We start from the raw sequence: 15,015 nt of genomic DNA on the forward strand, positions 1-15,015 counted from the left end.
TCAAATTCCCTAGTATTGTAAATTTTTACTGTGGCGACTAATCCCCGCTAATCTCCACCAACCTTTCACCTGTTCTCAAAAGTTCCAGCGCATCTAACAACGTTGCACTGAGAATCTCTCGCAACCGATCGTTTGATGTATTGCCACACGTCAACCAAATAATTTGTGGGGGGGAATCAAGACGATCGACTAAATCAACAAAATCACTGTCTTTAGTCATCAAAATAACTCCCTGCGCTTTGGCTGCCTCGAAAATCTCAGGATCTTCAGCATCTCTGAGTCCAATGTCGCGCAAGGCTACCGCTGCTACTCCTAGTGTATTAGTCATCGAGGTTGCGATCGCTGGTGACAGATGTGCATCTACCCAGATCGTCATGCAACCAATACTGGATGATTAAGTTTATGTGAGGCGTACAAAAGAGATGCTTTGAGGTCGTCTATTTCCAGATCGGGCATTTCTTCGAGAATTTGTTCCGCACTCAAACCAGCCGCAAATAAGTCTAGTACATCTGATACCCGAATTCTCATGCCGCGAATACAGGGACGACCGCTACACTGTCTGGGATTAATTGTGATTCTTGCAAGTAGTTCCAACATTCAAGTTAATGATGGTAAAAACTTATATAGCGGTTCTCAAAAAAGTGAGGTATGCCCTAGGCCCGCAAAGCCCTATGCCCTATGCCGGATAGTACCTCATATGATATCTCGAAAGGCTGTATTCAGTATATCAGATTAAGCATCGACCATCCAAGCAATACACTTTTGCATTTGATTGCTCATCGTTTCTCGATCGGCATTATATCGGCGGCCGTGTCCCGGCAACACCCATTCAAACGAGTAATTAGCCAAGTTTTGCATAGATTTGATTTGTTCCGGCCAAGAATACCAACAGACTTCGCGAAAGGCCATTAGCTGCTGCAAATTATCCGACCAAGCAAGATGATCGCCGGTGAACAAAAACTTGTTATTGTAAAGCAAAACTGTGTGACCTTTCGTGTGGCCGGGAACAGGTATAATCAACAAATCATCGGCTAATTGATACGGTTCGCTGCCTGATAAGTGAATTTCTACACTGCGAGTATCCGCGTTAATTTCGTCAGCATGGAGAATGCGATCGCACCCAAAATGATCGTGGTATTTTTGATGGTCTGCTACATCGTCGCGGTGAGTCAAGTACATATAGCGAATGCCGCCCATTGCTTCGATATTTTTAACTAGCGGCGGCGCAAAACGGGGAGAATCGACTAAAATATTGCCCTCTGGACGAACAATTAAATAACTAGCAGCCCCGTAGGACTTCTCGGAATGGTAGCCGCAGTGGTAAATATTTTCTGTTACGAGTGCAGGCAAATTTTGCTGAACTTCTTTAATGTTTTTCGGTTTGTCAACAGTGCCGATCGAACTTGTGGGACAAGATAAAAGAGCCGCGAGACTTCGCATGGATGCTATTTCGTTTGTCGGTTGCTGGTAAACCGCCGACTTTTCTCCGGCTTCAGTAAATACTTCCGGTGCCATCCAGCGACAAGTATCGCAGTTTATACAGGTACTGTCTACATAAAAGTTACCGCTGATATTTTCGGGGCGGCGCAAATTTATATTAGCCATTTTTTTACCTCTTGAAAAATTGAAAATGTTAGTTCACGCTAACATCTTCTACCATTTTACATTTCTTAGTGGGGACTTGGGGCGCAACCAAGCAAGCGTATGCAAGTCCGCACGCGCGAATTAACCGTTTTGTTATGGTAATCGATCGGACGGGCTCTGATATTCTTTCCGTTTGTATCGGAATCATAATTTTCTGAGAGTGCAGTTCTGTCCGCTGCAGACAGCACTGCGGTATTATTTGGATCTAAGCGAATTTGATCTAAATGGTCGATCGCCCATTCAATCCAACTAACCGCCGGAATTCCACTGAGTCACCTGATTCATTCGAGACAAAGCACTTTCAGCAGACTCACGAATATAAGGATCGGCATCAGGATTGACCGCCGCCACCTCCAAAACCTCCTGGGCTTTTGTACCTCCGATTGTCGCCAAGGAACCAGTTATCGCCACAGCCAAGGCAATATTGTCAGTATTCTCGATCGTCTCAATCAAGATATCCAACGCGGCTGTACCAATTTGTCCCAGCGCCATTACCGAGGAGATATAAACCACCGGATTCGGATCGCTTAGTGCTTTTTGCAGCCCTTGCAATCCTAATTCTGGAAAAGTTATATCGGGATAGTTGACAGCGATCGCCGTTAATGCTTTTGCACAACTCGCCTGAATCGTGGCATTCTTGCTATTGAGCAGAGAATCTACCAGCAACGGCACAGCATCGTTACCGATTATCCCCAAAACTTGCACTGCCGATCGGCGATAAACAACATCTTCCTCGTCCAAAATTCCCATCAACTGCCCAATAGTCGTTTCATCGCGAGTTTCAGCTATTTCGCTGATTGCGCGTTTCCGCAGGTGCGGATTTGGATGCTTTAGCTGTTGGAAAAGTTCTTCTTTCGGCATTTTAGTCAGTAGTCAGTTGGCAGTTGGCAGTTGTTAGTTGGCAGTTGGCAGTTGTTAGTTGGCAGTTAACAGTTAACAGTCAACAGTTAACAGTTAACAGTCAACAACCTTAAATTATTATACTCTAGAGATTAAACTCGCCGCTTTTGCCCGCAGCAGCAAATCCTCATCGGCAGCCAAAATCTCACAGCCGCTTTTGTCTCCTAATTTTTTCAATGCCATCAAACTAGCATATTTCAAATCCCAAATTCTAGTTTCCAGACAAACTTTTAGTTCAGCAATAGCGCGCTTGTCGCCGATTTCGCCGAGGGCGAAGGCTGCGGCGGCGCGGGATTTTTGAAACTGCGGTTCTCGATTGTGCAGGGCTTCTATGAGTAAATCGAAGGCAGGGGCGTACTTGAGCCAACCCAGCAGTTTCATGACATGATAGTGCGCGCCGTAATCGTTGTATGCTGATTTTGCATAAGTTGCGAGTAAGGCATCCGGTGCTTCATTTCTGTAGGATTCTAGGATGGTTTTGGTTGCCAGATAACAGCGTCCGAAATCGGTTTCGTAGAGTTCATTAATTGCAAATTCGAGGCTTGGTAGTTGGTCGTATTCGTGTACTAAATCGAGGTCGTCGGGCCGATCGCCAATTATGCGATCGAGAATCGGTTCAATTTCGGCAAAAGCAATCTCTCCAGCGGGAATCCCCGCACTCGCTAGCATCCGCACGGCCCGCAGGCGAAACACCAAAGACACGGGACAGCGCGAAATTTCGGGAATTGCTTTGTAATATTTGGCGTCTATTAAATCTTGAATGCTGCTGCGGCGATCGTTAACATTGCTGCTTTGCAGCAACTCTACCACGCGCGACATTTGCGAGTAATCTCCCGAAAAGCGGCAGATTGTGGTGATGGCCGCACCTTGAATCATCCCATCTTTATCCTCTACAAATTTGTTGAGGCGCGAGAGTGCTGCTGTGTAATTTAATTTTGCCAAAGCGTGGATGATTACCCGATAGCTTTGAGTTGGTTTGTCGAGCAATTTGGCAATATCTTCTAAGATATCGGGATTTTCTGTGCCGATTTCGCCGATCGCCCAAACTGCATTTTCTACCACGTAACAGTCATCATCGCCCAAGCAAGCATGGAGAGATGTGAGTGCAGATTTTGCCTGCAAGCGCCCCAAGGTTTCTGCTGCTTTGCGGCGAACTGAGCGATTGTCAAGACCATCGTCGGTATTTTCCACGGCTACAATCAGGGCGGCGATCGACTTTTCTGTGGAAAAATTTACTAAATGAGAAGCTGCAATGTAGCGATCGTAAGGGTCATCTAGTTTTTGGGCCGGCGTTTCCAAAATGGCGATCGCCTGTTCTTCTGTCAGATTAAATAAATTAAAAAAACGCTTATCCACTTACCAATTACCAACAACTAACAGTACGATACCACCAAAAACACCGATACACAAATTATTTCTTTTAATCCCTTTTTATCACTAATAACCAATAACCAATAACTAATAACCAATAACTAATAACCAATAACTAATAACCAATAACTAATAACTAATAACTAATAACCAATAACTCATAACCAATAACTCATAACCAATAACTCATAACCAATAACTCATAACTAACAACTAATAACCAATAACTAATAACCAATAACTAATAACTGACAACTGACAACTGACAACTAACAAATGTTAAGGGACTCTTAGCACGACACTAAACCCGATTTAGGCTTTTGCAGCGTCCCAAGAGTCCCCCACAACCGATCGAACTTATGTCCAACCTAGCCGTGAATTAAGCGATCGAGCTTTCTAGGAAAGAGAGTTGATCGTGTAGTCGAGGAGAGCGCGGAACTCTACCAAGGCTTGAGGAGACATATCGCGAGGAGCGCAAGCGCGATCGCGAGTGTACACCAAAGCAGCAACGTAAGGAGCTGTAGGCAAGTTCAAGGCGCGGTAAACTTCGCGTTGACCAGCAATACCCCATTCATCAAGAGGGCCGGTGCCGCCAACTACCAAGCAGTAGTTGATCAAGCGCAGGTAGTGCTTGATGTCGCGCATACACTTGTCTTTTTTGACTTGAGTTTCGTTGGCTTCGCCAGCGTTGTTCAAGTAAGGATATTTTTTGATGCAAGCATCGTAGCCTTCTTTAGCAACTGCGTCGATTCCAGCAGCCAGCTTTTCAGCAGCTTCTAAACGAGCAGCAGCGCGTTGAATGCTTCCTTGAACCGATTCCAAGTCAGAAGAGGAGGGGAAACGCCCCGCCGCATCAGCAGCCGTAACTACTGTGGTGATTACTGATTTCATGTTCTGAGATCTCCAGAAATAGATTTTTGACAGTTTGTTTCAATTCAACTGGCCGCAGAGCCAGTAACTATTGGTCTGCTTGAATTAGCTCAGAGCAGAAGCAACGCGATCGAAGTAGCTAGCAGCTTCAGATGCCAAAGAGGAGCAGTCGCCATCGATGGTTTCCATTTTGCGGAAGCGATTACCAGCTTGAGCTTCTGTGTTGGTGCTATTGATGTGAGCAACAGAGCTAGCTTTCATGATTTGAACTGCACGAACTGCGGAGCCAGAAGGCACGCCCAGAGCGATGTAGGTTTCTTTCAAACCATTCAAGCAACGATCGTCCAAAACGGAAGCATCACCAGCCAACAAAGCGTAGCTGATGTAACGCAGGATGATTTCGCCGTCGCGCAAGCAAGCAGCCATGCGGCGGTTCGGGTAGCAATTGCCACCGGCTTGAATCAAACCTTGGTTTTCGCAGACCATGCCGGCGATGGCATCAGAAACTATGCAGCTAGCGTTGCTAGCGATCGCGTTTACTGCATCCAAGCGCTTGTTGCCTTCAGCAATAAAGCTTCTTAGTGAAGTAAGTTCAGCGCCACCAATAGTACCGGTTTTGGCATCTGCCGTGATTACGGCTCTGGAAAATGCGTCTAGCATTGAGCTCTCCTTCTGAATAAAAGGTAAAAATCTTGTTATTTAACAAGTCGATTTAGAACATAAAAGACAACGGGCCTCTCAGTCTCATTTATTAGAAACAAAGTAATAATCTGTAACATTTTGCTATAGGGGACACAGGGCATGGATCATCCTACCAGGGGAGGATTTAGGCAAAAACGCGGTTTCTCCGAGAGATGCTTGAGGCCCAAAGCGGGTTTTTGAGTCCGCCTGCGTCCAGCCAGACTGCTTGGGAGAATTTCTGGGGGAAGCTGCGAGACAGTTGCCGATCCTCGGCTCACGGGTAACAAATTATGTATGTCTGGTCGAGCTCCTCGATCTCGCCCGTGAGTCGATCGCCCTCGCGGATGAGTTTTCTCAGTTTTCTGCCACAGTGCCTTCCAAAGCCACAGCAACCACCCTGTAATGCTCATCCCGCTGCAGTTCCGAGAGTAATTCTTTAGCTTGGGAGTCTTGAGTACCGTGGAGGGCGATCGCTGCCCGCCACCGATTCCGCCAATAAGCTGCTACGCAGCTAAACCGGATAAAATAGCATTGCCTTTATTTTTGATTTTTCGATCCCATTTAATAACCATTTCTCCTTCATTTAATAATTTATGTAGCAAATCAGACAATTCTTCTACTGACTTAAACAGTCGATGTGCTATATATTCTTTCGCTGAATGCCAAACCAATTCAATCAAATTATAATCAGGGCTGTAAGGTGGCAAAAATTCTAAAATAATCTGAGGCATTTCGGCTAATATTTAGCTCAAAATATCTTTCTTTTTATTAAAACTAGCATTGTCTAAAATGATTACAATCTTCATTCCAGATTAGGCAAAGTTTTCAGTTTGATTGCCCAGTTCTCTCCACTCTTGAACTATCGAATCATTTAAAGCATTAATTTGCTCATAAAATGTATTCAAGTCTCCTCTTTTTATCACAAAATTTAACCTTTTTTTGTCATGATATCTCAACCCAGCCATGATATTTACTCTGCCTCTTTCCCTTTGATATGTAATTTTTTTTCGACTACATTTTTTACCCCATTTTTTTTTATCACTCGTAAACTGAATCCACTCTCACGCCTTTTACCATACCTGTAAAAGCTCTGGCGTTTGTTTAGTTATTCTTAAATACTCCGATAATTTCTGTTTAAACACTTCTCTTTCAAGGGGATTTTGTTTGGATTCTAAGCTATATTTCGCCCAAATCTAAACGTATTTTTTTTTGTAGTATCCGGGATATTTGGGAACCACTCAATTTAATTCCTGTGACTTTTTCTAAATATGTTGCTAATCTGGCTGCCGTCCATCTCCCAAATTCATATCCATATTCTTCCGGAGCTTTATCGATTGTATCTATCAATATTTGTTCATACTCTGGAGTGACTTTGCGAAAATTTCCTGGGCTTCTTTTATCTAAAAAACTATCCAAATTATCCGGATCGCCATGAACTGACCAATAAGCCACTGTTGTGTAAGCAATTTCCATAAATTCACTAATTTCTCGATAAGTTTTTTCGTCATTTATTAGCAATAAAATTAGAGCTTTTTCCCTCATGTAATTATCATCAGACTCTTTTAGTAGTTTAATAAGTCTCTATTTTTTATTTTGAGATAGATGGTTTTTAGCTAGCATATATTACAACTAATTATCCCTTAATTTATATTTAAATTATACGGTATAGCTGCGTATCAGCTTAACCGCATTGGTCCAAAATCACTTGGAGATAAAAGGCATGAACATCCAGATGCCCATACACTTTTGAATGATGTACAACAAGCACAACTATGGCAAGCGCTACAATCACCTCCAACTGTGGGTGGGCTTTGGAACGGACAGAAAGTTGCAAATTGGATGAGTGAATTATTAGGACGTTCAGTTAGTAGACAACGAGGTTGGGAGTATTTGAAGGCAATGAGACTACGTTTGAGAGTACCTCGACCCTCTCATCAGGAAGCAGACTTTACGGAACAGGAACAATGGAAAAAAAAATTAGCAAAAACGGTGAATTAAGTTCAAGAAGAGTACCCAAATGCCGATGTAGAAGTTTGGACAATGGATGAACATAGAGTTGGGCTGAAACCAATAATTAGACGTATTTGGGTAGATGAATCGACAGTACCCGTAGCATCGGTAAATTGGCGATTTAAATGGTTGTGGTTGTATGGCTTCGTTCACCCACAATCTGAAGAAACAAAGGCGTGGATTCTACCTTTTGTGAATACCGAAATTTTTAATCAAGTTTTAGCCGATTTCGCCCAACATTTTGAAGTCGGGGAAAATAAACAAGTCGTATTGACTTTAGATCGAGCTGGATCGCATACCGCTAAAAAACTTGATGTACCGCAGGGCATTCATATTATAGAAATGCCCTCTCACTCTCCAGAACTACAAAGGCGCAGAAAGACTTTAGCCACTTACAAATGAGCCTCTTGCTAATCGAACATTTAAAAATCTTGATGAATTAGAGGAAATTTTATTTAATCGTTGCCAACAATTACTCCAACAGCAAGACTTAGTTCGAGGTTTGACAAATTTCCATTGGTGGCCCCAAGTGGTGGCTTAATTATGGTTATGCTACCGGACATGATATCACTACATATTTATTACTACCGTTTTAGTTTCTACTGTTCGTCAAAATAAGTAGACAATATCTATAATTCTTGGAAGAACATATATATTGGAGGTGTTATCTGTAGTCGGCATTTAGAGAATTGGTATAAGGCGCGGTTAGTCTAAACTTCAGTAAGTACGATAAGTAAGTATTTAACAATTTTTCATCTATAGGTGGACAGCTAATGCAGCTACCAACTAAACCATCGATCGCGTTTTGAGAATCAAAGTAAAGACTTGTGATTGTCTGTAAAATTACGGTTTCATTAGAGAAAAGGCTGACCACTGGATGCAAAGCATTTTCTGGTGAATTTTCAACCAATTTTAATAACTCAAATTTCCACTGTTTATAAGGAATGCGTTCGAGTGAGCAGCCAAGAGAGCGAATTGAATCGCAAAGCTGATTCCAAACAATGGGGTGAGGGTTAACTAAATGGAAAGCTTTCCCGACCAATTCTTTTTGTTTGGATAAATGAACGATCGCTTGGCTAACATAATCCACAGGAGTCATGTCTACCATCATGTCTAAATCAGGTGTTTTTCCCATTTGAATGCAACCTATAAGTATTCTGCGGAGCAGATCGGCAGTATTGCAAATACCCGTTTGGCTGTCTCCTGAGATGAATCCCGGTCTATAAATATAAACGGGTAGCCCTCTAGAATGGGCAATCATAACTAATTTTTCAGCTACCCATTTACTTCGATCGTAACCTTCAGAAAGAGTTTCACTATCAGGTAGTTCGTCTTGTTCTCGAACTACTGTATATCCCTCGTAAGTATCCGAGCAAAATACGCCAATGGTAGAAACGAAATGCACGGGTTTTACTTTTATAATGCAGGCTAATCTCAAAACTTCCTGCGTACTGAGAACGTTTACCGCTTTCAATGCAGAGTATGGATAAATCAGATTTGTTGATGCACCATTATGGTAAATTACATCGATTTCGCTTGCCAATGCGTAAAATTGATTTGATGTAAGCCCTAAGAAGGGTTGAGATAAATCTCCTAAAATTGGAATGATGCGGTTGCTGATAGGTTGGTTATCAAGTAAGTAGCGTTCTCGACTTTTTTGGATTCTTTCGATGCCTTGTTCGAGGTTGGATGCTCTTACCAGGCAATAAATATTTGCCTGCGTTTTGTTTAGTAAGTCATTAAGTAAGTGAGTACCGAGAAATCCGGTTGCTCCTGTTAATAAGATATGGGATGGTTCTTTACCCCATTCAAAATTAATATTTTCAGGAGAGATGGTAGGATCTAGAATTGCTTCCCCGTTTAGATTGATAATTTCTTTTTGTGGTGATGTAGAATTGAAATCTGGGCGACTAGCGAGAGCGATCGCATCCGCAATTCCAGCAATAGTCGGTACTTCAAAGAATTGTCTTAGCGATACTTCTACCTGAAAAGCATCTTTCACTTTAAACATTAGCTGAGTAACTTTTAAAGAATGGCCGCCCAAATCGAAAAAGCGATCGTAAACGCCAACTCGATCGATACCGAGAATCTTTTTCCAGATTTCAGCTAACTTTTCTTCCACAGGAGTACGAGGCGCAATGAATGCTGTTTCTAGTTCTTCTCGATTTCCTTCTGGCGCTGGTAAGATTCGTCGATTTACTTTTCCAGAAGGAGTTAAAGGCAGTGCTTCTAAAAATACAAAAGCATTAGGAATCATGTATTCAGGTAACTTTTCTTGCAAAAAGTGCCGCAGTTCGTTGGCAGAATATGCTAACTCTTTGGAGACAACTATATAAGCAACTAAACGCTTGTCGCCCGGTATATCTTCCCTAACAATAACAACAACTCCCAATACATTTGGATGTTGCCCCAATGCAGTCTCAATCTCTCCTAACTCAATCCGAAAACCGCGAATCTTTACTTGGTCGTCCATTCGACCCATATACTCGATGTTACCATCTGGTAAATAGCGGGCTAGATCGCCAGTTTTGTACAGCTTTGAATTTTGAATTTTGAATTTTGAGTTTTCTTCTAATTCAGAGTTCAAAACTAATAACTCATTACTATTTAATGATGGACTGGCAATAAACCGTTGGGGTGTTAAATCTGGTCGGTTGATATAACCATTGGCCAAACTAACACCACCTATGTAAATTTCTCCTAGAATACCAATAGGTACTGGTTGTAATTGTGAATCGAGGATGTGGATTTGAGCATTGGCAATAGGACGACCGATAGAAGGCAATTTAGGCCAGTTTTCAGGTAAACCAGTGAGAGTAAATACCGTTACAACATGACTTTCAGAAGGGCCATATTGATTGTGCAAAGTGCAATCTTTTAGCTGACTAAACCAATTGACGATCGCTCGACTAATTTGTAACTGTTCACCAGCCGTCATAATTTCTCGCAAACTATGAGGTACGGTTCCTCGTTCCTCAGCAACCTCAGCTAGATGTTGAAGGGCAATAAAAGGAAGAAATAAACGTTCGATCGCTTCATCTTGGAGAAGTTGCAATAAAGCTACTGCATCTTTCCGAATCATGTCTGAAATTAACACTAAAGTGCCGCCAGAACACCAACTGGAAAAACACTCCTGAAAAGAAACATCGAAACTGATGGGGGCAAATTGGAGGGTTTTAGTAGCAGGGAAAGCGAAATTTTGTAATTGCCAATCGATCAGATTCACCAGGGGACGGTGACTCATTGCCACCCCTTTAGGTTTGCCTGTAGAACCTGATGTATAGATAACGTAAGCTAAATGGTCGGGTAATACGGCTGTCGTGGGGTTATCTTGCGGGCGTTGGGCGATCGATTTCCAGCCCCGATCTAAACAGATCGCTGGTATCCCATACTCTAACAGTGGCGGCAATAAACTTGCCTGAGTTAGCACTACTGGAACTCCGGCATTTTCCAGCATATAAGCTATCCGTTCTTGCGGATAAGCTGGGTCGAGAGGTAAGTAAGCTGCACCTGCTTTTAGGATGCCCAAAAGTCCGATCGCCATTTCCAGCGATCGTTCTAAGCAGATACCAACTACCGTATCTGGTACAACTCCTAGCGATCGTAAATGATGCGCTAATTGATTCGCCCGTTGATTCAACTCCCGATAAGTGAGTTGCTCCCCCTCAAAGATAACTGCTACCGCATCGGGAGTTCGTTCTACTTGAGTTTCAAATAACTGGTGAACGCACTTATTATGCGAATAATTGACTCCAGTAGCATTCCAATTTATTAACTGCTTTTGTTCGTCAATTGTCAACAAAGACAACTTCAAGATAGACTGATCTGGGTTGGCAACAATACTTTCCAACAAAGTGATAAAATGTCCAACCATCCGGGAAATACTAGCAGCCTCAAATAAGTCCGTATCGTACTCAAAACGACCCAGAATTCCTTCCGGTGTTTCTTCTAATTGAAGAAACAAATCGCATTTTGACGTACCGATATGAATGTCCATCTGGTTGATTTGCCAATCCTTAGAATCCAAGGTTGCAATTGGTGGTTCCAAAATAAACAACACTTGAAATAATGGATTCTGACCCAGCTTTCTTTCTGGTTGAAGTTCTTCCACTACCTTCTCGAATGGCAATTCTTGGTGAGCATAAGCTTCTAAAGCTACTTCTTTTTCTCTGGAAAGTAACTGTCTGAAACTGGGAAAACCAGAAAGGTCAGTACGTAGGATCAGCGTATTGAGGAAATACCCAATTAATCTTTCAATTTCCGGTCGGTTGCGCCCAGCAGTAACGGTGGCGACGGGAATATCTTCTTGTCCCGAATAGCGGTAGAGCAAAATTTTGAATACCGCCATTAATGTCATGAATAAAGTGACATTTTCCTGACGAGATAAAGCTTTCAGAGCTTCAGTTAAACTCTTGGAAAGTGCCAGAGTTTGCATTGCGCCCCGAAACTTTTGAACTGGCGGTCTTGGACGATCGGTGGGCAAATGTAGCGGGGGCAAATCTGCTAATTGCTGTTTCCAGTAAGCTAGCTGTGACTTCAGTAATTCTACTTGTAATTGTTGCCGCTGCCAGTAGGCAAAGTCGGCATACTGAACGGTTAGTTCTGGTAGGGAGGAGGGTTTGCGATCGCAAATAGCTTCGTAGAGTGCTACCAGTTCGGGAAATAGCACGCTGTATATAGAAACCGCATCTAAAATAATGTGATGTACGGTTATGTATAGTCTGTAATCCGTCTCGCTGAGTTGAATTAGAGTAGCTCTTAGCAACAAATCAGAGGTGAGATTAAAAGGTTGCCGTGCCTTTTCTGTGACTAACCGCAAAGCTTCTATTTCGCGCTCGCTTTCTGACGCTATTTCTTGAAGATTAATTAATGGCAGAGGCAAATAGCAACTTGGCTGAACGATCCGAATTGGTTGCCCATCAAAGATAGAAAAGTTGGTTCGCAGAATTTCGTGGCGATCGATAATTGCGTTGAAACTTTGTTCTAACGCTAATCGATCGAGGGAACTAGGTAAGTAAATTGTAAAGTGTTCGTTATAAAAAGGATTACCCGGTTCCACTTGCGCCAAAAACCACATCTGTTGTTCGCCAAAAGAAAGAGGCAAATTCTGGTTGCGAGAAATCACTTCGATTGGAGAAAGTTGTAAACTTGAGTTTGTTTGAAGTTCTGTTTCTATTTGCTGGGCTAATTCGGCTATTGTGGGTGCTTCAAACAAAGAGCGCAGAGACAATTCTATTGCAAGCGTATTTCGGATGCGAGAGATAACTTGAGTAGCTAGTAACGAGTGTCCTCCGCATTCCAAAAAGTTGTCATGAATCCCAACTTGCTCTAAATCTAAAATTTCCGCCCAAATTCTTGCTATCACTTCTTCAACCGGAGTGCGAGGAGGAACGAAAGGCATTAACTCAAGCTCTCGCTCCCGTTCTAAAACATCTGGGTTATCTACAATATCAGTTACAGAGTCAATATTGCTATTTGTCAGTTTCTTTCTGATTTGTTTCGGTGAAGGTAACGCTTGACGATCCAGTTTTCCGTTAGGAGTTAGCGGCAATTCTTTCAGGATGACAAAGTTAGAAGGCACCATGTATTCAGGCAACTTCTGTTTCAAGAAGTTGCGTAGGTTACGGCTAACAGTGCGTTGCAAAACTCTCAAAAGTTTCTGTTTTTCCAGGAGATTATCTAAGCTGGCTTGGATGGTAATTTGCTGCGTTGGCGTTAGCTCGAACTGAATCCCCGTTTGCTGTTTTTCTTGCCATACTACTTTACCTTCTACCCACAAAAGTTGAGAATTTTCTGGTAGCTGTAGGTGCAAGCGGACGCGACTATCTAGCTCTAAAACTTCTGTCATTCCTACTAAGCTAATACCACCTATTGAAATGTCTTCCGTGGTTACTTCTATAGTACGATTACCATCAAATTCAACCAAGCAAGGACTTTGATAAGGTATCCGTTCCGGTATGAGATTAGAGACGATGTAGGCGACTAAACGCTTGTCACCCGGTACGTCTTCCCGCGCGATCGCAACGGCTTGTCGCACATCAGGATGTTGTTGCAGTGATGCTTCAATTTCTCCCAGTTCGATGCGGAATCCGCGAATTTTGACTTGATGATCGATGCGACCGATAAATTCAATATTACCGTCTGGTAAGTAACGAGCCAAATCACCAGTTTTGTATAGGCGCGAACCAGCTTCATTGCTAAAGGGATTGGGAATAAATTTCTCTTGAGTAGTTTCGGGACGGTTGAGGTAGCCTCTTGCTAGTCCCACACCAGCAATGTGGAGTTCTCCAAGAATGCCGATGGAAACTGGTTGGAGATCGCGATCGAGAATATAGATTTGAGTATTATCGATCGGACGACCGATGTGAGGCAAAGTATTATTTGTACCATCGCTTTCGACCAACCCAGAAGTCGTGACTACAGTATTCTCAGTCGGCCCGTAGTTATTGACTAATTTGAAGGGAATGGAAGCTGATGGATGCTGATGAAGCTGATCTCCACCCGTCAGCATGATTCGCAAAGCTCCATCAAAAGGCCATTGTAGCGACAACAGCTTTTCTGCTATGAGGGTAGGGACAAAAGTAATTGTTATCTCTTTGGTCAATAGCCAATCGCGCAGTTTTTCTGGAGACAGAAGAATATCAGGATCGATTAAATAAATACTGGATCCTGATGCTAAATAAGGCCACACTTCCCACACAGAAGCATCAAATGCACTTCCAGCTAGCTGAGTAGCCCGGTCTAATGATGTTACCTCAAAGGCGCGTTGGTGCCAGAAAACTAGATTTAACAGCCCTGAATGGGGAATCAAAACCCCTTTGGGCTTTCCTGTTGAACCGGAGGTGTAAATGACATAAGCCAAGTTATCGGGCGTTACGCCCGTGGTGGGAGGAAGTTCACTTTCGGTAGAGATTTCTTCCCAATCAGTATCCAAGCAAACTACCTGTGCTTGATGTTCTGATAACGAGGCAATCAGTTGTTTCTGAGTTAATAGAACTGGTAGTTGCGAATCATCTAGCATATAAGCGATGCGCTCAGATGGATAGGCAGGGTCTATGGGGACGTAAGCACCACCAGCTTTAAGTACGCCCAGGATTCCCACGATCGTATCAAAGGAACGTTCGACGTAGATGCCTACTAACACTTCTGGCTTTACTCCGAGCGATCGCAGGTAATTCGCTAACTGATTCGCTTTTACATTCAATTCTCGATAAGTTAATTTTTGTCCTTCAAAAACCACCGCCACCGCATCCGGTGTACGCTCTACTTGAGATTCAAACAGTTGATGAATAGCTCCACCTTTCAAATGATCGGACATTTGATGTTTCCTCCAACTAATTATACTAAGTGACTGATTGTCAGCGATTATCTAGAACTTTCACTCTGAAGCAATACTCAACTAAAAGCCTTTGTGTTTAGCGAAAAGCTTGACAGGTTCGAGCTAAGTTTAAAGCTTACTCTTCTGTTCGCTATTTTTTGGATCGGTGCTACTAAATATAGATTACTCCAAATTGAAAAAAATCACAAATTTAGGTAGGA

11 protein-coding genes and 1 pseudogene are annotated in these 15,015 nt (G+C 42.7%); 2 read left to right on the forward strand and 10 right to left on the reverse strand.

The window, feature by feature from the left end:
* Nucleotides 1-37: 37 nt before the first annotated feature.
* The 9 genes and pseudogenes from QUA01_RS13540 to QUA01_RS13580 all read right to left on the reverse strand — a co-directional run bounded on the left by QUA01_RS13540 (nt 38) and on the right by QUA01_RS13580 (nt 7,041).
* Nucleotides 38-328 carry a DUF5615 family PIN-like protein gene (locus tag QUA01_RS13540; RefSeq protein ID WP_333089929.1) on the reverse strand — a complete coding sequence of 97 codons (291 nt, stop codon included), beginning with the start codon at nt 326-328 and terminating at the stop codon, nt 38-40.
* Between the two features lie 44 nt (nt 329-372).
* On the reverse strand, nt 373-597 hold the full coding sequence (locus QUA01_RS13545; protein ID WP_333089928.1) for a DUF433 domain-containing protein: 225 nt from the start codon (nt 595-597) through the stop codon (nt 373-375).
* A gap of 135 nt (nt 598-732) precedes the next feature.
* On the reverse strand, nt 733-1,605 hold the full coding sequence (locus tag QUA01_RS13550; RefSeq protein ID WP_333089927.1) for an MBL fold metallo-hydrolase: 873 nt from the start codon (nt 1,603-1,605) through the stop codon (nt 733-735).
* A 288-nt stretch (nt 1,606-1,893) separates the two neighbouring features.
* The gene (locus tag QUA01_RS13555) at nt 1,894-2,505 is read right to left on the reverse strand and encodes a HEAT repeat domain-containing protein (protein ID WP_333089926.1); all 612 of its coding nucleotides are present in this window, start codon (nt 2,503-2,505) and stop codon (nt 1,894-1,896) included.
* A gap of 117 nt (nt 2,506-2,622) precedes the next feature.
* Entirely contained in the window at nt 2,623-3,900 is a 1,278-nt protein-coding gene (locus tag QUA01_RS13560) for a HEAT repeat domain-containing protein (protein WP_333089924.1), read from the reverse strand.
* A gap of 411 nt (nt 3,901-4,311) precedes the next feature.
* Entirely contained in the window at nt 4,312-4,806 is a 495-nt protein-coding gene (locus tag QUA01_RS13565) for a bleomycin hydrolase (RefSeq protein ID WP_194012005.1), read from the reverse strand.
* Nucleotides 4,807-4,890: 84 nt separating this feature from the next.
* Nucleotides 4,891-5,445, reverse strand: a complete 555-nt coding sequence (locus QUA01_RS13570; protein ID WP_194069665.1) for a bleomycin hydrolase — start codon at nt 5,443-5,445, stop codon at nt 4,891-4,893.
* Between the two features lie 146 nt (nt 5,446-5,591).
* Nucleotides 5,592-5,876: a hypothetical protein gene (locus QUA01_RS13575; RefSeq protein WP_333089921.1), complete on the reverse strand. Its 285-nt coding sequence runs from the start codon at nt 5,874-5,876 to the stop codon at nt 5,592-5,594.
* Between the two features lie 93 nt (nt 5,877-5,969).
* Nucleotides 5,970-7,041: pseudogene (locus QUA01_RS13580) on the reverse strand (IS630 family transposase).
* Nucleotides 7,042-7,305: 264 nt separating this feature from the next.
* Here QUA01_RS13580 and QUA01_RS27420 point away from each other — a divergent pair.
* Both QUA01_RS27420 and QUA01_RS13585 read left to right on the forward strand, forming a co-directional pair.
* Nucleotides 7,306-7,464, forward strand: coding sequence for a winged helix-turn-helix domain-containing protein (locus QUA01_RS27420; RefSeq protein ID WP_442921545.1), 159 nt, complete (start codon nt 7,306-7,308; stop codon nt 7,462-7,464).
* Nucleotides 7,465-7,506: 42 nt separating this feature from the next.
* Nucleotides 7,507-7,878 carry a transposase gene (locus tag QUA01_RS13585; protein ID WP_333089920.1) on the forward strand — a complete coding sequence of 124 codons (372 nt, stop codon included), beginning with the start codon at nt 7,507-7,509 and terminating at the stop codon, nt 7,876-7,878.
* A gap of 262 nt (nt 7,879-8,140) precedes the next feature.
* On the opposite strand, the gene QUA01_RS13590 is transcribed toward QUA01_RS13585, so the two are convergent.
* Nucleotides 8,141-14,794: an amino acid adenylation domain-containing protein gene (locus tag QUA01_RS13590; protein WP_333089918.1), complete on the reverse strand. Its 6,654-nt coding sequence runs from the start codon at nt 14,792-14,794 to the stop codon at nt 8,141-8,143.
* Nucleotides 14,795-15,015: the final 221 nt, after the last annotated feature.

Origin of the sequence: Microcoleus sp. S36a_B3 (assembly GCF_036700745.1) — a bacterium.
GTDB lineage: Bacteria > Cyanobacteriota > Cyanobacteriia > Cyanobacteriales > Microcoleaceae > Microcoleus.